This is a genomic window from Rheinheimera nanhaiensis E407-8, assembly GCF_000296695.1.
GTDB lineage: Bacteria > Pseudomonadota > Gammaproteobacteria > Enterobacterales > Alteromonadaceae > Alishewanella > Alishewanella nanhaiensis.
The window spans coordinates 303,394-322,920 of record NZ_BAFK01000001.1; the positions used below are offsets into that span (position 1 = coordinate 303,394).

Below are 19,527 nucleotides of genomic sequence, written 5' to 3' on the forward strand. Positions count from 1 at the left end.
GCACAGTGTAGCAGATCTGCCGCAGCGGCAAAATGCTGGCTTTGCCAAAGGTTGCCGCTGCGTTACCATAGCAGCAGTTTTATCCGGAGCAGGTTATGGCCGTAGCAGCACAGCAGCACAACACCTTAGCCGATAGCGAGCAGGCGCTTATCAGCGCGTTTTTAGATCAGTTATGGCTGGATAAAGGCGTTAGTGAGCACACGCTAAGTGCCTACGGCACCGATTTAACCAAGTTTGCGCTGTTTTTGGCTAAACAGCAGCACAGTTTGGTCAGTTGCGACAGCGAGCTGATTAACCATTACCTGGCCAAACGCACCGACAGCGGCTTTAGCCCGCGCAGCACCTCGCGGGCGCTCAGTAGCCTGCGCCGTTTTTACAGCTATCTGCACCAGCAGGGCACTATTGCGCAAAACCCACTGGCCAGTGTGCAAAACCCCAAGTTAGGCCAAAGCCTGCCCAAGACCTTGTCTGAGCAGGATGTTGAAGCATTGCTTAATGCGCCTAATATCAGCGACCCCATTCAGTTTCGCGACAAAGCCATGCTGGAGCTGTTGTACGCCAGTGGCCTTAGGGTAACGGAATTAGTTAGCCTTAATATGCAACAAATTAACCTGCAGCACGGTCTGGTAAGGGTAGTGGGTAAGGGGCAAAAAGAGCGGCTGGTACCCATGGGCGAGGAGGCGGCCCATTGGTTGTTGCGTTACCTGCGTGAAGCGCGCGCGCTACTGCTTGGTGTGCAGCAGCAAGATGTGGTGTTTCCCAGTAGCCGGTTGCAACAAATGACGCGGCAAACCTTCTGGCACCGCATTAAGTTTTATGCCAAAGTAGCGCACATACAGGCGCCGTTGTCGCCGCACACGCTGCGACATGCTTTTGCCACGCACTTGCTAAACCACGGAGCCGATTTACGTGTGGTGCAAATGTTGTTGGGCCACAGCGATTTATCGACAACACAAATTTATACGCATGTTGCCAAAGCCAGGCTGCAAAGCCTGCACCGGCAACATCATCCGCGCCCTTAGGTGCTGTTACAGGAGATGTTATGAAAAAGTACGTGTTAGCGTTATGCAGTCTGGGTTTTATCGCCAGTGCCAGTGCCCAGTTAAAAGCGCCAGAGGCCGATTATGAGCAGGTGCGCCAGCAATTTAGCCAGTTAAATTTAACCGTCAATGCGGTATCAGAAGCACCACTTAATGGCTTATTGCAGGTATTTACCAACCGCGGTTTGTTTTTCAGCTCCAGCGATGGCCGCTATTTTATTGAAGGGAATATTTACGACTTAACCAACAAAGTGCTGGTTAACGACGAGCAAATGCGGCCTTACATTCAAAAAACCATCGAAGCCAACAAGGCCGGTGTGATTGAGTACAAAGCGAAGAACGAGCAGTACGTGATTAATGTGTTTACTGACCCCAGCTGTGGTTATTGCCGCAAGCTGCATAACGAAATGAAAGATTACAATAACGCCGGCATCACCGTGCGTTATCTGGCGTTTCCGCGCGGTGGTATTGGCTCTGAAACCTATTTGCAAATGCAGCATATCTGGTGCAGTAAAAACAGCCGTGGTGCGATGGATGCCGCCAAAGCCGGTGACGAGGTAAAACCTGCTATGTGTAGCAACCCGGTAAAAGCGCAGTATGAGCTGGGCCAGTCCTTTGGTATTAATGGCACACCGGCTATTATTCTGCCCAGCGGCCGGTTAATTCCGGGCTACCAGCCAGCTAAAGCCTTATTGGCACAATTACAGGCGGAATAAGCAGCCCTTATGTCTGTTGTTAACCGTTTTATACAGCGCCGGGCCTTACCCGGCGTTTTACCGTTATTAGACGGTGTCAATCACCCGGTGCTGCAGCGGCTGTATGCCAGCCGTGGCGTTAGCCACGCTGCTGAGCTAGACCGCAGTGCCGCCAGCTTATTGCCGTTCACGGCGCTAAAAGATATCGATAAAGCCATTGCCTTGTTGCTTGAAGCGCTGCGCCAGCAGCAGCAACTGGTGATCGTTGGTGACTTTGACGCCGACGGCGCCACCAGCACCGCTGTGCTGCTAACCGGCTTAAAAGCGCTGGGTTTTAAACGGGTTGAATACCTGGTGCCAAACCGCTTTGAGTATGGCTATGGCTTAACGCCCGAAATGGCTGAACTGGCGGTAGCGCAGGGCGCCGAGCTGATTATTACCGTCGATAACGGCATCTCGGCCATTGACGGCATAGTGCTGGCGAAAAAAGCCGGGGTGAAGGTATTAGTCACCGACCACCATTTAGCCGGCAGCGATTTACCGGCGGCCGATGCGATAGTTAACCCTAACCAACCGGGGTGTAGTTTCCCCAGTAAAGCGCTGGCCGGTGTTGGCGTGGCGTTTTATCTGTTGCTGGCGCTGCGCGCCGCACTGCGTGAGCAAGGCTATTTTACCGCAGCACAAACCGAGCCTAATTTAGCCGAGCTGCTGGATTTAGTCGCGCTGGGTACCGTGGCCGATGTAGTGCCGCTGGATGCCAACAACCGCATTTTGGTGCATCAGGGCTTAATGCGTATTCGTAGCGGTAAATGCCGGCCTGGTATTCAGGCCTTAATTGATGTGGCCAATCGCAGTGCGCAAAAGCTGACCGCCAGTGATTTTGGTTTTGCCCTGGCACCCAGGCTAAACGCCGCCGGCCGCTTAGATGATATGTCGCTGGGCATCAGTTGTTTGCTGGCACCGGATTTAGGCCTGGCACGGCAATATGCGGCAGAGCTGGATAGTTTAAACGTTGAACGCCGCGCCATAGAGCAAAGTATGCAAACCGAGGCGCAGGCGTTTTTAAGCCAGCTGTCATTTGACGGCAATGAGTTACCCGAATGCTTGTGTTTATATCGCCACGACTGGCATCAGGGCGTGATCGGTATTCTGGCCGGCCGGATTAAAGAGCAGTTTCACCGCCCGACTATCGTGTTTGCCCAGGGCGATGAGGGCGAGCTAAAAGGTTCGGCCCGCTCGATTAACGGCCTGCATATCCGTGACTTGCTGGAAGAAATCTCGACGCAATACCCCGGCCTGATTAAAAAATTTGGCGGCCATGCGATGGCGGCCGGCTTAACCATCAGTGCCGAGCGGCTGGACACCTTTAAGCTGGCGCTTAATTTAACGGCGAAAAAGCATTTAACGCCCGAGCAGCTAACGGCGGTGATTTACACCGACGGCGAGCTGCCGCCAGAGTGCTTTGATTTGGGCTTTAGCACGCTTTTGCAAAACGCCGGCCCCTGGGGGCAGGCCTTTCCCGAGCCGGTGTTTGACGGTGAATTTAGCCTGATAAATCAGAAAATGCTGGCCGACCGTCATTTAAAAATGATGCTGCAGCTGCCCAATGGCAACCTGATCGATGCCATCTGGTTTAATGCCGACAACAAAGCCTGGCCTAATGTGAATGTGCAAAAAGTGCAACTGGCCTATCAGCTGGACATTAATGAGTACCGCGACAAGCAAAGTTTGCAGCTGATTGTGCGGCATATGCAGGCACTGTAACGGACAACGCCCTCGCTTGCCTGAACCAGACAAGGCTGCTACACCTTAGAGGGATATTGTCAATACCACCTGTAGCGGCAGCGTGGGCTAAAGCATGCTAATACGGCAGCAAGAGGACAACGATGGCGAACAGCAGGCAGGGACCGCAATTACTGGCGTTGCAAGCACAAATTCTGGCCTCGCCACTGCTGTTTGCCAGAGAGACGGCAGTCGCCTGGCATTTTATCACCGAACAGATTAGTCGGGCATTGTATGCTGACAGAGTGAGTATTTGGTTGTTTCTGCAGCCTGACGAACTGCAGTGCATTGATTTGTATCAGTACAACAGCAAAAGCCATAGTGCCGGTGGCTCGCTACAGCGCAGTCAATTCCCGGCGTACTTTAGTGCTTTAGCCCAATACTCTCTTATTGCAGCGACAGATGCTGCAACCCACCCGGCCACGGCTGAGTTTAAACATAACTATTTACGTAGCTCGGGTGTGCGCTCGATGCTGGATGTCGTCATTCAATCTGAGCAGGGCCTTACCGGCGTTATTTGCATTGAGCAAGTGAGCGCAGCGCGGCAATGGACTGTAGACGAGCAACATTTTGCCGCGGCTATGGCCTCAGTCTCCAGTACGGTGCATACCTTTAGCCAGCACCTGAAGTTACAGCAAGAATATCAGCTGGTGCTGGAGCGGCAGGACATGGCCAGCCGCAATGCGCGCATCGGCTTTTGGGAGGCCAATATCAGCACCGGCAGCTTGTGGTGGTCGCCAATGGTATACGATATTTTTGGCCTCGACCCGCAACGCGATGTGCCAAGCGTGGCGTTATTCTACCGCTGTGTTCATCCGGATGATCTGGACCTGGTGCGGCGCAGTGAAGCCAATGCCAAACTCAGTGGTGAACATAACGTTGTGCACCGTATAGTGTTACCCGATGGCCGCCTGCGCTGGGTGCATGAGGTGGCCAACTGGACAACTCCAACAGCCAATCAGCCTGCCAGACTGATTGGCTCTGTGCAGGATGTTACCTTGCAGCAACAGAGCCTGTGTGAGCTGCAGCAATTTTTCGCTTTATCACGCGATATTTTGTGTATTGCCAATACCAACGGTTATTTCGAGCGGGTTAATTCGGCCTTTAGCCGGGTTACCGGTTACAGTGAAGCCGAGCTGCTCAACCGGCCTTTTACTGACTTTATTCATCCGGACGATCTTACCGATACCGAGAGCGAGGTTGCGCAGCAGCAACAGGGAGAGGTGACCTCTGGTTTTTGTAATCGCTATAAACATAAAAATGGCCATTACGTTACCCTGCAGTGGTCGTCGGTGTTAGATCCTGCCACCGGCAAAATGTATGGCTCGGCCCAGGATATTACTGAACGGCTGCAGTTAGAGCGGATTAAAAGTGAATTTGTTTCTACCGTTAGCCATGAGCTGCGCACACCGCTGACGTCCATCAACGGGGCATTGGCGTTGGTAGTGTCGGGTTGTTTGGGTGAGCTGCCGCCACAGATAGCGCAGTTATTAGATTTGGCCAACAATAACTGCCAGCGCTTAAGTCAGTTGATTAACGACTTGCTGGATATCGAAAAGTTGTCAGCCGGCATGATGCAATTTGTGTTGCAACCTCATTCCGTGCTCGCGCTGGTGCAGCAAAGTGTCGCCGACAACAGCCACTATGGCCAGGAGCGGGGTATTACGCTGGCATTAAACTGTAACGGCGTAGATGCGCAGCTAAAAATTGATGTTGATAGCCTGCGTTTCTCTCAGGTCTTGGCCAACTTACTGTCTAATGCCATTAAATTTTCACCCGATGCCGGTGTTGTGACTGTGGCGATTGAACGCCAGGCCGCGCGGGTTCGTATTAGTGTTACTGACACTGGCCCAGGCATCGACGACAGTTTCAAACAGGCCATTTTTCAGCGTTTTTCTCAGGCTGATAGCAGTGACACCCGGCAAAAAGGCGGCACCGGTCTGGGTTTGGCGTTATCAAAACAGCTCACTGAAACCATGCAGGGTAGCATTGGTTTTAGCTCAACACCCGGTGTTGGCGCCTGCTTTTATGTCGATTTCCCGCTGTCGTCATACACCGCTGTGTCAGGCACCGCAGTGTCACAGGCCTGAGGTAAGCTAAACCAAAAGACACTGCCCCCGTCGGCGGCAATGCGGTAACCGACCCTGCCGCCTAATCGCTCAATAATGCGCTTAACGATGGATAAACCCAGGCCATGCCCGTCAGCACTTTTGGGTGAAAAACGTTGAAAGCTGTTAAACAGGCCAGTTTGTTGCTGAGCAGAGAGCGCCGCTCCATTATCATGTAGCCAAAATACCACATCCCCGGTTTCGTCGGCTTGTGCACCCAAACGAAGCAGTGGTGGCCTACCGCCGTATTTGATGGCGTTTGACATATAGTTTACCCAAACCTCTTCCACCCATTGAGGGTAGCCGCTAACTTTTGGCCAGCTAACCGGCAGCTGTAAGACGGCCTGGTGTTGGTGAATAAAATCGCTCAGCCTGTCTTGTGCATTTCGCACAAGTTGTGCCATATCCAGCGTTTCAAGATTGATATGTTGTTGTTCTCGCGTGCTGGCTAATAACAAGAGTGCATTAATGATGTCATTCATTTTGTTTGGTAAGCTCTGCGGCTGTTTGCTGTTACAGGCAAGTTAATGGTTTGAACAATAGTTAGATAACAAGGGCTGAGGAAAAAACCGTCCCAGATGGCTGCACGTCTTCTGATAATTTTGCTACAATCGCCGCCTATTTTTTTATCGCAACCCAAAGGTTACGGCTACCAGCATGTTTGAAGTGAACCCGGTGTACAACAGCATTAAAGATTTAACTGAACGCACTAACGTGCTTCGGGGGTATCTTTGACTACGATGGCAAAAAAGAGCGCCTAGAAGAAGTTTCACGCGAGCTGGAAGACCCGGCCATCTGGAACACGCCGGATAAAGCCCAGGCACTGGGTAAAGAGCGTTCGGCGCTGGAGCAGGTGGTTGGCACCATCGACAAACTGGACCAGGGCCTGGAAGACGTAGCAGGCCTGCTGGAGCTGGCAGTAGAAGCCGAAGATGAAGCCACCTTTGAAGAAGCCAAGCTTGAACTGGCCGATTTAGATAAGCAGCTAAGCCTGCTGGAATTTCGCCGTATGTTCTCCGGCAAGCATGATCAGAATGACTGCTATCTGGATATTCAGGCCGGCTCGGGCGGTACCGAAGCGCAGGACTGGGCCAGCATGTTAATGCGCATGTACCTGCGCTGGGGTGAAGATAAAGGCTTCAAACCCGAGATTTATGAAGTGACCGACGGCGATGTGGCCGGTATTAAAGGCTGTACCATTAAATTTAGCGGCGAATATGCCTACGGCTGGCTGCGCACCGAAACCGGCGTACACCGCCTGGTGCGTAAAAGCCCGTTCGACAGCGGTAACCGCCGCCATACCTCGTTTGCCTCGGTGTTTGTGTCGCCGGAAATTGACGATGACATTGAAATTGAAATTAACCCGGCCGATTTACGTATCGACACCTACCGCGCCTCGGGTGCCGGTGGTCAGCACGTTAACCGCACCGACTCGGCGGTACGTATTACTCACTTGCCGACCAATATCGTGGTGCAGTGTCAGAACGACCGCTCGCAGCATAAAAACCGCGACAATGCTTACAAGCAACTGCGCGCCAAGCTGTATGAGTTTGAATTGCAAAAGCAAAACGCGGAAAAGCAGGCACTGGAAGATACCAAGTCGGATATCGGCTGGGGCAGCCAGATCCGCTCTTATGTGCTGGACGATTCGCGCATTAAAGATTTACGTACCGGTATTGAAACCCGCAACACCCAGTCGGTATTAGACGGCGATCTGGACAAATTTATCGAAGCCAGCTTAAAAGCCGGTTTGTAATTGTAATGCGAACAAATTGAGCGTGAATCGGTTTACCCTAAGCCAACCGTTGAAGGCATGGATGCCTGAATCGAGCCTACATGGATGTATTCACGGCGTGTTGGTGTGGGTAAACCGGTTCGTTAGCGCGGCTCACTGACAGGCAATAGCCTGCAGTAAAGACTTAACTAAAACTTCGACTTCAATCAGGAAACACACTATGTCTGACCAACAGCACCAACACGACGAAATTCAGGACGTAAACAAACTGATTGCTGAGCGAAAACATAAGCTGGCACAGCTGCGCGAAGACGGCTTTATGTTCCCGAACGATTTTCGCCGTGAGCACATCTCTGATGAAGTCTTAGCGAAGTACAACCACTTAAGCAAAGAAGAGTTAGAAGCGCAAAAAATTGAAGTTAGTCTGGGCGGCCGTATGATGACGCGCCGCATTATGGGTAAAGCCAGCTTCACGACCATGCAGGATATGGGCGGTAAGTTTCAGGTGTATGTGGCGCGCGACAGCCTGCCGGAAGGTTTATACAACGAGCAGTTTAAAAAGTGGGACTTGGGCGACATCTTAGGCGTTAAAGGCCACTTATTTAAAACCCAAACCGGTGAGCTTACCGTGTGGGCGACTGAAATCCGCTTATTAACCAAAGCGCTGCGCCCGCTGCCGGATAAATTCCACGGCTTAACCGACAACGAAGCGCGTTACCGCCAGCGCTACCTGGACCTTATTTCCAACGAGCAGTCACGCCACACCTTTTTAGTGCGCAGCAAAACCGTGGCCTACATTCGGAAGTTCTTTAACGAAGAGGGCTTTTTAGAAGTTGAAACGCCGATGCTGCAAGCCATTCCAGGTGGCGCCTCAGCACGGCCGTTTGAAACCCACCACAACGCGCTGGATATGCAGATGTTTTTGCGTATCGCCCCCGAGCTGTACTTAAAGCGTTTAGTGGTTGGCGGCTTTGAAAAGGTATTCGAGCTTAACCGTAACTTCCGTAACGAGGGCGTATCCACGCGCCATAACCCGGAATTTACTATGCTGGAATTCTACTGGGCCTACGCCGATTACAATGACTTAATGGATTTAACCGAAAAGTTATTCCGCGGCTTAGCACAGCATGTACTGGGCAGTACCGAAGTGCCATATCAGGGCGAAGTATTCGACTTTGGCAAGCCGTTTGCGCGTATGTCGGTAACCGAATCAATTCTGCACTACAACCCGGAGATTACCAAAGAGCAGCTGGCCACACGTGAGTCGGTAGCCGCACTGGCCAAAACACTGGGTATTGAAGTAAAAGACAACTATGGCCATGGCCGTATTTTAATGGAAGTGTTTGACGAGCTGGTAGAAACCAAACTGCGCCACCCTACCTTTATTACCGAATACCCGGCCGAAGTATCACCACTGGCACGTCGTAACGACCATAACCCGGAAATTACCGACCGCTTTGAATTCTTTATCGGCGGCCGCGAGCTGGGTAACGGCTTTAGCGAGTTAAACGACGCCGAAGATCAGGCCGAGCGTTTTCAGCATCAGGTGGCGCAAAAAGACGCCGGTGACGATGAAGCCATGTACTACGATGAAGACTTTGTCACCGCGTTAGAGCACGGCTTACCGCCAACAGCCGGTCAGGGTATCGGTATCGACCGCCTGGTCATGCTACTGGCCGACGCCGCCTCAATCCGCGACGTTATCCTGTTCCCGCATATGCGGTTACATCACGATAAGTAAAGCTTACTTACTGATCTGAAAAAGCCAGACCTTGCGTCTGGCTTTTTTGTTTTCTGGAACAAGCAAAAGCCGCACTATTTGTGTGACATTTGTGTTTTATTGTTGGTGTTTATTTGGCATTATGTGCAATAAATTGTAAATGAAAATGTGAAAGAGCATACCTGCAAGAAGGTTTTTCTGGCACGTTATTGTTTCTAATAGTAACACTAAAAGGATTTTTATATGATTAAATTCAATGATTTATGGCAAGCTCATGCGACGATAAGTGATGTAGATAATCCGTGTACAGTGAACAATGAGCCTGCATTCTCAAACCAATGCGCCATTCGTGTTGGCAATGCTTTATCGATATGTGGATTCGATACTACAACTTTACCAGGAGCGGAGCATTGCTGGCACCATCCTAAATCAGAAGGGCACATCTTAAGAGCTGAGCAGCTGGCGCACGCCTTGTCAAAAGTAAGGCCGACGTCTTTTGAACAGGGTATCAAAATACCGTCTAAAGATTTCAAAAAATACATTTCTGGCAAAAAAGGGATCATTTATTTTAAAGATTATTGGCTAAGAAGTACTGATCCGGTCAACAATCCAACCGGCGATCATATTGATTTATGGAATGGCTCAAGGTTGACCGATTGGTCGTCTTGGCTAAGGATCTCGACAGGACTGTCTATCGATGGCATTTGGTCAGACTTTGAAAAGTCGAAAGAGATAATTTTCTGGAGGTCGATCGTATGATGCGTTTTTTAACTGCCTTAGTCGGTGGTTTTATTGGCGTCGGCTTGAGTATCTTGATTTTCTATGTGATTGGAAATGTATTTGGCCCTTTATCTCAGGGGGAAGATGATGCAGCCAAATACTTCAAAATATTTTTGGCCGTTGCATTTGTTCTATTTATTGCTGGCAGTGTAGGTGCTTCTATAATTTATAAACGCTTGGTTAATAAGAAACCGTAACAAGGTGGCATTGGAAGCCAGGGGTTGTAAGGATGCCAACCTGTTGTACGAATTATTTCCAACCGCCGGTCAGGATATCGATTGTTTGGTAATGCTACTGGCTGACGCCGCTTCAATGCGTGACGTTATCCTGTTCCCGCATATGCGGTTACATCACGATAAGTAAGTTATCACTCACCCCACAACAGCCAGGCGTTGCCTGGCTGTTTTGTTTTTGCAGCATCCTCAGTCAACGCAACCTGATAACAGGAAGAAAAGGTATCAAAACAGATAGTCACGGCTAAAATGTCTGTAAATTAATTGTTCCATAAATAAACAAAATCTATTAGCATCAGTTATACCAAAAATTAAGTGAATCGTGTTGCTCAAAAGGCGCTTAGCTGTTACTGAATTACGTACCAGATAAAACGCTAAAGCGTTATACACAAAAGGAAGTTCAGTATTGTTTGACTTAAATGAGAAACGAACAGCGAAAGACGTAATAGACGACGCTATCAGGGAAAATAATTCAGCTGCATGGCTGTTATATGGATTTGCAATTGTCTTTGTTTTAGTTGGATTGGCAATCTTGGTCATCGGCCTACTTAACAATAACGATACTGCCAGTATTTTAGGAACTGTTGCATCAATAATGTTCTGGCCTGCCATGTCTGCTGCTAGAAAAACCAGGAGAGAGAATATTGCAATAAGGTTATTGGAAGCCCCTTTAAGTCAATCTAGTACTTCTATTGATGCAGCTGCAATGCTTCACCATTTGGTAGAAAAAATTCTAAATGACGATAAAGGTGATGGGAAATGATAAGTATCTTCAAACCTAAGAATACTTTGTTAAGCGTCGCACAAGATTTGAAATTAGGGATAGATAACCAAAGTGTGTATATAAATGACCAGGAACTAAATGAAGCAGGTTATGAGGCTCATGACGTTTCAAGTTACACGTTGTTTGAAACAATTTCTCATACGGCGTTTTTGCTGTTACCCATTATTTTTGTCTCTATGATTCATGTGTTGCCTTACATAGAATCGTCTCATTCATTGTTTGCTTTCTTGCAGACAACAGGACTGGACCTAATGGCAACATACATAGCTGTTGTCTCAGCTTTTATTGGAGGTAGATTTAGAAACAGTAGGAAGCGTTATATAACAAAAAAATCAAGCCGACGCTAAAGCATGGTTTATTTCGGCGTTACAAGGAAAATATGAAAGGTCACGTAAATTCATCAGGATTTCCGCTTCAGATAGCTATAAAAAATCGTGTCAATGACACCTATAACAAGCACGGGTGGCGTACTCGCTATACCGAGCATTCCTGGCGAAATAGAACTACAGGAGAGTCTGGATTTATAGACTTGGTCCTTGCAAGTCAAAATGGAACGCAATTCCTCGTTGTTGAGTGCAAACGGGTAAAAGACACCTCTTGGATATTCTTGGTTGAGGGACAAGATAAAAAAACAAGACGCCACACAAAATGCTTCGTTCTGAATAAGTCGGGAGTGGACATGAAAAGGTTTGAATGGCTTGATTTAACGCTAGAACCTTCGACGCCTCAATCTCAGTTTTGTGTGGTGCCAGGCACTGACAATCGCTCCCAATCTCTAATTGAAAGAGCATCAGCAGAACTCGTGTCGGCAACGGAGGCACTTGCTCTTGAAGACAATTCGTTGACTTTAAATGATAGAGATGATCTGAAAATATACTTCAATGTTATTGTCACAACCGCGAAGCTTCAAGTCTGCCGCTTTGACCCGGCTGCAATTTCACTGGTGGACGGAACTATAGCTGATGCTGAGTTTGAGGAAGTTCCCTATGTGCGCTTTCGAAAACAGTTGAATCCAGTTTATGAGATTCCGGAAGTCTATGCCGTTGCTGGAAGTATTGATGTGGCGAGGGTAAAGGAGAACACTGTTTTTGTCGTGAATTCAGAGTACATTTCAAATTTTCTAGAAGATTTTGAGATCGATGATGGGCATGCAAATTCACGGTATTTGCGCTAACAAATTGCTGCAACCGACATGGGCAGCGTTAGCCTTTTAAAGGGTAAAAATAGATGCCAGAAACTCTATCAAATCAACCACGCAAAATCCAACTTTCTGAAGGCGTCGTTCTCGGGATTATTCCTGTAGTTGTTTATGCCTTGGGTTTTTCGTACGAAAGCGGATACTTGTCATATTACGGTATACCTTCCGAGTTAATTGCAATTGATGCTCCTGCTATGATTCGTGCTGCGGTTTTCGGTGCAATCTATGCTTTTGTGGCACTGTTATGGTTATCTTTGGCAGTAGATAGTTCAGTAGGTGAGTCTTACTCGGAGAAATCAATCGGCATCATCATGCTCTATTTGGGTTTTTTTCCGGTTCTTTACTTGCTATCGAAAGGATCGGATTATCTCAGCATCGTAATGATGCTTTCTTTTGGAATAATTTTTCTCGTAGTGCTTCTAAGAAAGCTAGAAGATAAGTTGCCATGGCTGCAAAGAGCTTCAGTGAAAACTCATGCTTTATTGGCAGAGGCATTCCAGTCGGAAGATGAGAAACAAGAAATACCTTCATTATTCGGCTGGCTCCAGAAAGCCGCGGCTTTGTTTTTGCTGACCATGATTCCTTTTGTCCTCGCCTTTACAGCTGGCAAGCACAGCGCTGAAGATGATTCCGTTCTCGATGTGTTCGAGCGCGAGAGAATTGGGGAACTGGCAGTAATCCGAATCTATGGGGATAAAGTTATTGCAATCCCCTTTCATCGAGAAAAACAGGAGTTTAGAAAACAGTATGTTGTTTTTGAAATCGGCACGTTGAGCAGCGTGGTATTTACGAATGAGCACATTGGGCCATTAAAAGAGGTGGAGACTGTAGCAAAGCCTAAGTAAGTTAACTCGTTCCCCTGCGGCTCAATACGGTGCTAAACATTGAACCTTAACTCTGAACTTTCGGGGATAGCTCGAACTATTAAACTTTTGAAAAGGAAATCTTCCTGAAAAAATTATTTATCTGTTTGGCAGGGTTCACGTTTCTCAGTGCAAGTACTTTAGTTTATGAATTTGACTACGAGGCTTTTGTAAAAGCCTATTACGATGCCGCGGTACAAATGCAGCAACCTGATGCTACTGCTGAAGATTTAGAGCATTATCTATCCTTTTGACCGACGATGTTGGTAACCAGCATTTCCCTAATACACTGGACGACTAACGCGAGCCCGATGGCAAAGCCCTTATGCGCCAAGGTATGAGCCGCTATCTTGGTGTGCATAGCGAATATCAGGCCGAAATGATTGACTACCAATATGGTTACAACGCAGTGTCAATTAAGTACAGGTTTTCTGCCAAAGGTAAAATAGCTGATGGCTCAGACTTTAGCTACAGCAAGTTCGCGCTGGATGTGCTTGAGCTGGAAAACGGCAAAGTGTCGGTGATCCGCCGCTACAGTGAATAATAATAATTCACCTAACACATATGAGCCTTCTCGGAGTCAATAGGTAAAGCCGCTCTTCTGGCCGCGTTAGCGGCCAGTCTGTTGTTCCATCAGCAAGATAGACTGCTTCATCTGTCATCATGGTTGCCAGGCGATAGCCTGCAGCAAACACATATCGGGGCTCTCTTATCTCATGCTCAATGAGCGCCTGCTGATTTCAGCATCCTTGCCCACAGCAGGGGCACCAGACATTCATCGGTTAACCTGTTGCTGGCACTATTCAAGGCGTCTAATTAAGACAATCTGGTTACGGCAATGTGCCAGAAGGCGGGGGACAGCTTATTGCTAAGGGCTAAGGTGTTAATAAATTGAGTAGATTTTCTGGCAATGCCTTGATTTCGCGGTGTAAGATGGTGTCACCATCTGCATCCAGAATACAGACGCACAAAGAGCGGGCATGCAAATCAATTCCACAATAGTACGGATGTTGTGTAGTATAAAATTTCATTGGGTCTTCTCCTTTTTGGTTTGGTCGCCTTCCAGCTTAGCCAAATGGCTGGGCTGGGGAGAAGGCTCAATGAGTATCAAGCAAAGCCAGCCGACGCGTACCGCGCAGCTGCTTTGAGCGTTATAAAGTCTAGGAAATATTGTGCATCTCATAGGCCATAGGATAATGCTGTCACCACTCGATACTTCTGATAGAGAGCTGTTTATTCGAATATCAACGTGTCCGAAAATGATGGCTCATGTATATGAACCTTGCACATATGAAGAGGCAATAGCCGCTTTTGAAGTCAAAGCTCAGCCCTGGGACAGTAATGGCGCTGGATGGCTTTCCTTTGGTACATCTGACTTATCGTCAACCGAAAAGCTTGGAAATATTGGACTTAAAATAGTGGACCAGGAAGCAAAAATCGCTGAAGTCGGCTTTATGATTAAGCTAGAAGCTCAAGGTAAAGGCTTCGCGGCTGAAGCTTTGAAGTTAGTTCGAGATTTTGCGTTAACCGAGCTGGGTTTAAATAAGTTAGTTGCAACATGCTCGGTCAGTAATATTGGTTCTTTTAAAGTGCTGGAAAAGCTGGGGTTTGTTCGAGAAGCGTGCTTAAGGAAAAATACCCTAATTAAGGGGCAACTTGTTGATGATTACATTTACCATCTATGCAAATCGACTTTATAACAAGTTGCTTAATTTCGTTCTGGCCACAAACGGCGAGGCCTCCACTGGACTGCCTACGCTACGCTGCGGCAGCCAATTAGCAAAGCGTTATACAAAAAGGACAGTTCAGTGAAATCGATTTGGTTCTTAATTCTTTTTTCGTTCGGTTGGCAAGTACATGCCGATATCTGTGAGCCGAAGGTGTCAGAGGAGCAAGAAAAATTTATTTATACCAACTTAGCTCAGTTGTCTTTTGAGCAACAACTTTCTTTTTTAAATTTTCTAGCTATTACCCGAAAAAGAGCTTTTGAGGAAGGCGCATTAAATACCTTGTCTTCAATAGACGATGAAATGTCTGTAATCATTCATTCGATAATAACATTTGCTAATTCCAGCAAATATATTGAAAAAACTGCCGTGTTAGAGGCGCTGGATTTATTCTTGAAAGGTTTCAATTACCACCCGCTCACTTGGACTACGGACTCGACTGACTCAATAAATAATAAAATTAGTGAGCTAAGGAAGAATGTATAACAAACGCAGTCACAATCGGCCACTACGTGGCCTGGACCTCAACGCTCGGCCGCTGTTGGCAGCGTTATAAGAAGATTCAATGAAACAGATATTCTTAGCATTATTAATAACGATTGTTGCTGGCTGCGCTAGCAACAAAAGGGATTATATATTTGATGGTTCAACAGTTGAATCAACGAAGCAGGGGGTTACTGAGGTAACCAAGCGTTTAAAGCCGGCAGAGAAAATTGAGTTTGTAATGGCGTTAATGGCAATACAGTTTTCAGACGTTACCAGTGTTTATGACATCTTAGGCGACCCTACGATGACAGACGAAATGAACTATTTCATTATTGGTAAGAAAATTGACGGTTTAAATTACTATCAGGTTTTAGAGCTGGCAAAATCCTCGCCGACGAAAGTCAGTGTGTCTTCAAAATAAATAGCACTAAATACCCTGCTGCCTATGGCTCGGCGTTGCCAGCAACTCAGCAGCGTCAGGTTTATTGGTGCAGTTTCGCCGGTTTAGTAGTTTTGCTTATCGCTACTGCAACGGCTATCGGGTTTAACAGCTGATAGCCGCTGGCCTAAAAAGCGCATCGGCGATGTTGATGCACACATTGCCTTTGAATAGGCGCTAATACATACAGGACTTTAACATGCCACATTTTGTCGTAGATTGTTCAGCTGAGATATTACAACACCACAGCGAAGAGGCTATCGCGTTGCAACTGCACCGGGTCGCGGCCGCGTCTGACTTATTTGATATTGGTGACATTAAAGTACGGCTAAACCCTTATGCTAAATACCTGGTAGGCGGCAAGCCAGAGCCGTTTATCCATGTGTTTGCCAGCATTATGCAAGGCCGAACCATAGAGCAACGCGCTGCGTTATCGCGTGCTGTAGTAGAAAAGTTAGTCGAGTTGTTTCCGCATGTGCCTAATATTGCTATGAATGTCAGTGAGTTTGAAAAGGCAACTTACTGCAACCGTAGTATGCTACAGCCACCCTGTTAAACAGGGTGGTTCTGCGTAACGGCTTAATCGGGCAGCGTCGCTAATACTTTACCACCAGTTGGTTTAACTCATCGCCATTACCAATCTAGCGGTTGACGATGAGTAAATCATTTTCCTTATCGATATAAATCGCACCAGCGCCAGGTAGAACAAGCACTAATCGGCTGCATAATCTGTTTGTTGAATAGCTCAGGCCGCGGTTAACGGCGACGGGTTTTGCGGTTGTGGCAGTAAAGCGGAAGTAGCCACCTCAGTCAGAGGTGGCTTATTACTTACAGTGATACATCTGCCTGTTGTGGTTTAGCGGCCGTGTTAACCCGGCGGTACCGCGCCAGCGGGTTTATTAGTGTGCCGGAAAACTTCAGGCTTTTGGCCGGATCGGCCAAATCGAGCATTTGCTGGTTATTTCCCAGTTGCAACCGGTTTAAGCATGACAAGGTAAACTCCCCGGCGAATAAATCATAACGGTCAAACTTATGCTGTAACTGCGGCTGTTGTGCCTGATAGGTATAGATACAGTCGGCCACCAGCTGCCAGAACTGGTCTTCGCTGAAGTTTAACTGCTGCGCCAGTATCGGCGTCAGATAGCGGAAGAAGCAGTCAAAGATATCAGTGGTTAGCGACAGTATTTTCAGCTGTTCCGGCACGTCGACCACCAGCCGCTGTATCTTGGCGGGCAGTTGCAGCTCTTTGTTTAAAAAGGCGCACTCTTCACCGATGTCTTTCATCAGCATCCGTTTCGGTTGATTATGCTCAAGCAGCATAATCAGGTTTTCGCCGTGCGGCATAAACACCAGATCATGGGCGTAAAAGCAGTGCAATAACGGCGTCAGATAGCCGGCTAAATAGCGGCTTAGCCACTGCGCGGTATCAAGCCCGGAGGCGTTAATTAATTCTGCCAGCAGCGCCTTGCCGTCTTTATCAATATGCAGCAGGGCGGCCATCGTCATCAGGCGTTGGTTAGCTTCAAGCTGCGGCAGCGGGCTTTCCCGCCATAAGGCCGACAGCATCTTCCGGTACGGGCTGTGCTGGCTGCAGGCGCGTTCTAACAATGGGCTGCGATAGCCTATGGCGGCAATTTCTTTTAGCAGACTAAAGCCGGTCGTTTTTAAAAAAGGATCCTGTGCCACCAGTGCCGCCAGCCAGTCGTTGATGGCCGGGGTCGATGCCATGTAATAAGGCGACAGCCCGCGCATAAAGCCCATATTAACAATAGACAGCGCGGTCTTAACGTAGCACTTATGCCCCTGGCTGCGGTTAAAAAAGGTACGGATGGACTGTTGTGGCTGATAATCATCCTCGCCGCTACCGAGAAAGACGAGTTGACGGTTGGCAATATCCCCGGCAAACACCGTTTGCAGTTTGTTTGACCATTGCCAGGGGTGAGCCGGCATAAAATAGTAATCGTCATGCGCTAGCCCCAGTTGCTGCAACTGCTGCTCAAAGGCTTGCCGACAGCTTGCTGATAACTCCTGTTGCAGCAATTGCTGATAGTCTAATGTGGCGCTGGCGCTAAATTCGGCGTTTTGCTTACTCACCGCCAGCCAGACCAGCTTAATGCTGTTACCCAGCTCCGGCGCGTATTGCTGGTAATCGGTGGCATCAAAACCAATGCGGCCATTGTTGGCGACAAAGCCGGGGTGGCCTTCGGTCATGGCGCTTTCGACGCTCTGAAAGTCGGCACTTAGCAGCTCGCGGGCTGTGGGGCGGGGGTAATGCAGCTTAAACGCCGCCGACGCCAGGGTGCTGGCGATCTCCTCCAGATAAGTCGGCAGCCGCTCGTCACTGATACCCAGGCGGGATTTAATCTCCAGCATAAAGTCCAGTGAGCTCAGCGGGGCCAGCAGGCCAGCTTGCTGTTTTTCAATCGAATTGGCATCGATACACCAGTGATTAAGCTGCATGAGCTGGGCCCGGAACCGGTATTCGATATCGGCCTGATCGGTGCTGAGTTTAAAGCAGGCCCAGTTTCCGTCGCGGCCAAGCTGCTGCGGCGCAATAATACGCTCGTGGGCAAATTCGCTTAGCACCTTGGCAAGATGCTGGCGGTTAACCTGTTGCCACACGGCCGGGTTTAAATGCTGTGGGGCTAACAGCGCAGTAGGGCGAAGTAAATAGCTTGGTATCATGGTGAGATTTTCCTTAGTTAGGGCCTGGTAAAAGTGATGCCGGCTACAAAAACACAGGTCGGCGGTTTTATCGGCCAGCCGTATTTGTTGACTAAACTGAAAGCCGGCGCGGCGGTTAAGCCGGGCAATTTTGTGATTCGCGCTATCGGGCTCTACCACAACGCGCTGTGCCTGGCGTTCGGCAAACAGAAACTGCAACACGTAACAAAACACGCGCCAGCTAAACCCCGGCAGCGGCTGCTGACAGGGCGCAAGTAAAATATGCATACCAATATCACCCGGCTGCACCGGGTAATGCTGCCCCACCTCGTGCTCCCGGGGCTGATAAACCTCCAGCAAGAAGGCGGGCTGGTGCTGGATCAGGCCAATAAACACCTGGCTATTGCGACAAACAGCCTGGTAGGCATCAGCAACCTGCTGCCGGCTACAGCCTTGCAGCCCCCAAAACCGGGCGTAGTCCTGGCTTACCCAGCCGTGCAGCAAGCCGATATCGTCAACCTGATGAAAGGCGCGTAATGCGATGCTGCCCAGCACAGTGTCATATTGTGGAAACAACAGCGCCGGCTCGGCTGTTCCGGTTGTAAGCTGTTTGGTGATAAGTTGTGCGTTCATAGGCTTCCTTATTGCAGGCGTTGGCTGGCGTCAGTTGCGGTAGCGCTTGGCTGCCAGCCTGGGTCAAATAACAGCAGATAACAGAGCCAGGTCAGTGCCAAGGTGGCCGTGGCAACCAGCAATGGCATACTGAGCCTGGTTGCGGCCACAACAGCGCCGGCACAGTAAGAGGCCAGTAACACCCCCAGGCTTTGCGCCATATAAATTTTGCTAAAGTCAGTGGCATAGCGCTCTGGCCTGCTCAGGCGAAACAGCAACAGATCCAACCGCACCGTTGCGAGGAACAGGCCAAGACCAAACAGGCAGCGCCCGGCAATAACCAGCAGTGGCTGCGGCAATGCCTGCAGCGCCAGGCCAGAGCCGGTTAGCCACAGCGCCCTGTGTAGCCCGGTATGGTGAGTTTGTGCCGGCGCAAAGCGGTATTGCCACAGCAACACCAGCAGGGCGACAAAGGCAGGAATGGCAAAGACCAAGGCCGCTGTTACCTGATTGGCAGAGGCAGAGATCTGCTGCCAGTAGCTGACAAAAAACGGCTGCATCAGGTAGGCACTGAAGTAAAACAGCAACATCAACAGCGCCAGTTTGGCCAGCGGCGGCGTGTGCGCCGTGGCCACAGGCCCGGCGCTGGCTTGGGCTGCCG

General features: G+C 49.0%; 21 protein-coding genes. 18 read left to right on the forward strand and 3 right to left on the reverse strand.

Annotation, left to right across the window (positions count from 1 at the left end):
* Positions 1-95: 95 nt before the first annotated feature.
* From xerD to RNAN_RS18580, 4 genes are all read left to right on the forward strand, one after another.
* Positions 96-1,022 carry a site-specific tyrosine recombinase XerD gene (gene xerD / locus RNAN_RS01460; RefSeq protein WP_008218012.1) on the forward strand — a complete coding sequence of 309 codons (927 nt, stop codon included), beginning with the start codon at positions 96-98 and terminating at the stop codon, positions 1,020-1,022.
* 20 nt (positions 1,023-1,042) lie between these two features.
* The gene (gene dsbC / locus RNAN_RS01465) at positions 1,043-1,756 is read left to right on the forward strand and encodes a bifunctional protein-disulfide isomerase/oxidoreductase DsbC (RefSeq protein WP_008218013.1); all 714 of its coding nucleotides are present in this window, start codon (positions 1,043-1,045) and stop codon (positions 1,754-1,756) included.
* Positions 1,757-1,765: 9 nt separating this feature from the next.
* The gene (gene recJ, locus RNAN_RS01470) at positions 1,766-3,499 is read left to right on the forward strand and encodes a single-stranded-DNA-specific exonuclease RecJ (RefSeq protein ID WP_008218015.1); all 1,734 of its coding nucleotides are present in this window, start codon (positions 1,766-1,768) and stop codon (positions 3,497-3,499) included.
* A 122-nt stretch (positions 3,500-3,621) separates the two neighbouring features.
* The gene (locus RNAN_RS18580; RefSeq protein WP_008218017.1) at positions 3,622-5,607 is read left to right on the forward strand and encodes a sensor histidine kinase; all 1,986 of its coding nucleotides are present in this window, start codon (positions 3,622-3,624) and stop codon (positions 5,605-5,607) included.
* Here RNAN_RS18580 and RNAN_RS01480 read toward each other — a convergent pair.
* Positions 5,544-6,107: a sensor histidine kinase gene (locus RNAN_RS01480; protein WP_052027240.1), complete on the reverse strand. Its 564-nt coding sequence runs from the start codon at positions 6,105-6,107 to the stop codon at positions 5,544-5,546. The genes RNAN_RS18580 and RNAN_RS01480 overlap by 64 nt on opposite strands.
* Before the next feature lie 175 nt (positions 6,108-6,282).
* Here RNAN_RS01480 and prfB point away from each other — a divergent pair.
* The 14 genes from prfB (at position 6,283) to RNAN_RS01545 (ending at position 16,146) form a co-directional block, all read left to right on the forward strand.
* Positions 6,283-7,381, forward strand: a protein-coding gene (prfB, locus tag RNAN_RS01485; protein ID WP_148275624.1) for a peptide chain release factor 2 whose coding sequence is annotated in 2 segments (ribosomal slippage) — positions 6,283-6,357 and positions 6,359-7,381 — 1,098 coding nt in all. Because the reading frame shifts where the segments join, the coding sequence is not laid out codon by codon here.
* Positions 7,382-7,580: 199 nt separating this feature from the next.
* Positions 7,581-9,101 carry a lysine--tRNA ligase gene (gene lysS / locus RNAN_RS01490; RefSeq protein ID WP_008218021.1) on the forward strand — a complete coding sequence of 507 codons (1,521 nt, stop codon included), beginning with the start codon at positions 7,581-7,583 and terminating at the stop codon, positions 9,099-9,101.
* 222 nt (positions 9,102-9,323) lie between these two features.
* Positions 9,324-9,839 (forward strand): type VI secretion system amidase effector protein Tae4, encoded by a 516-nt coding sequence (locus RNAN_RS18820; RefSeq protein ID WP_040551379.1) that lies wholly within the window; start codon positions 9,324-9,326, stop codon positions 9,837-9,839.
* Complete coding sequence (locus RNAN_RS01500) at positions 9,836-10,057, forward strand: hypothetical protein (RefSeq protein ID WP_008218023.1); 222 nt, start codon at positions 9,836-9,838, stop codon at positions 10,055-10,057. The genes RNAN_RS18820 and RNAN_RS01500 overlap by 4 nt, the downstream gene beginning before the upstream one ends.
* Positions 10,058-10,100: 43 nt before the next feature.
* Positions 10,101-10,223, forward strand: coding sequence for a hypothetical protein (locus tag RNAN_RS19480; RefSeq protein ID WP_008218025.1), 123 nt, complete (start codon positions 10,101-10,103; stop codon positions 10,221-10,223).
* A gap of 276 nt (positions 10,224-10,499) precedes the next feature.
* A complete protein-coding gene (locus RNAN_RS01505) occupies positions 10,500-10,856 on the forward strand; it encodes a hypothetical protein (protein WP_040551381.1) in 357 nt (118 codons plus the stop codon).
* Complete coding sequence (locus RNAN_RS01510) at positions 10,853-11,224, forward strand: hypothetical protein (RefSeq protein WP_040551383.1); 372 nt, start codon at positions 10,853-10,855, stop codon at positions 11,222-11,224. Before RNAN_RS01505 ends, RNAN_RS01510 begins: the two co-directional genes overlap by 4 nt.
* A gap of 32 nt (positions 11,225-11,256) precedes the next feature.
* Positions 11,257-12,051 (forward strand): hypothetical protein, encoded by a 795-nt coding sequence (locus RNAN_RS01515; protein WP_008218030.1) that lies wholly within the window; start codon positions 11,257-11,259, stop codon positions 12,049-12,051.
* A gap of 53 nt (positions 12,052-12,104) precedes the next feature.
* Positions 12,105-12,920, forward strand: a complete 816-nt coding sequence (locus RNAN_RS01520) for a hypothetical protein (protein ID WP_008218032.1) — start codon at positions 12,105-12,107, stop codon at positions 12,918-12,920.
* A 343-nt stretch (positions 12,921-13,263) separates the two neighbouring features.
* Positions 13,264-13,482: a hypothetical protein gene (locus RNAN_RS19350; RefSeq protein ID WP_008218035.1), complete on the forward strand. Its 219-nt coding sequence runs from the start codon at positions 13,264-13,266 to the stop codon at positions 13,480-13,482.
* 652 nt (positions 13,483-14,134) lie between these two features.
* Positions 14,135-14,638: a GNAT family N-acetyltransferase gene (locus RNAN_RS01530; RefSeq protein WP_040551385.1), complete on the forward strand. Its 504-nt coding sequence runs from the start codon at positions 14,135-14,137 to the stop codon at positions 14,636-14,638.
* A gap of 108 nt (positions 14,639-14,746) precedes the next feature.
* The gene (locus RNAN_RS01535; protein ID WP_040551386.1) at positions 14,747-15,151 is read left to right on the forward strand and encodes a hypothetical protein; all 405 of its coding nucleotides are present in this window, start codon (positions 14,747-14,749) and stop codon (positions 15,149-15,151) included.
* A 79-nt stretch (positions 15,152-15,230) separates the two neighbouring features.
* Positions 15,231-15,572, forward strand: a complete 342-nt coding sequence (locus RNAN_RS01540; protein ID WP_008218039.1) for a DUF6694 family lipoprotein — start codon at positions 15,231-15,233, stop codon at positions 15,570-15,572.
* Positions 15,573-15,789: 217 nt separating this feature from the next.
* Entirely contained in the window at positions 15,790-16,146 is a 357-nt protein-coding gene (locus RNAN_RS01545; protein ID WP_008218041.1) for a 5-carboxymethyl-2-hydroxymuconate Delta-isomerase, read from the forward strand.
* A gap of 272 nt (positions 16,147-16,418) precedes the next feature.
* Here the strand turns inward: RNAN_RS01545 and RNAN_RS01550 are convergent, their stop codons facing one another.
* Entirely contained in the window at positions 16,419-18,887 is a 2,469-nt protein-coding gene (locus RNAN_RS01550) for a GNAT family N-acetyltransferase (protein ID WP_008218042.1), read from the reverse strand.
* Between the two features lie 8 nt (positions 18,888-18,895).
* Positions 18,896-19,527 (reverse strand): hypothetical protein (locus RNAN_RS19205; protein WP_202802240.1); only part of this gene is annotated, 632 nt, incomplete at its 5' end.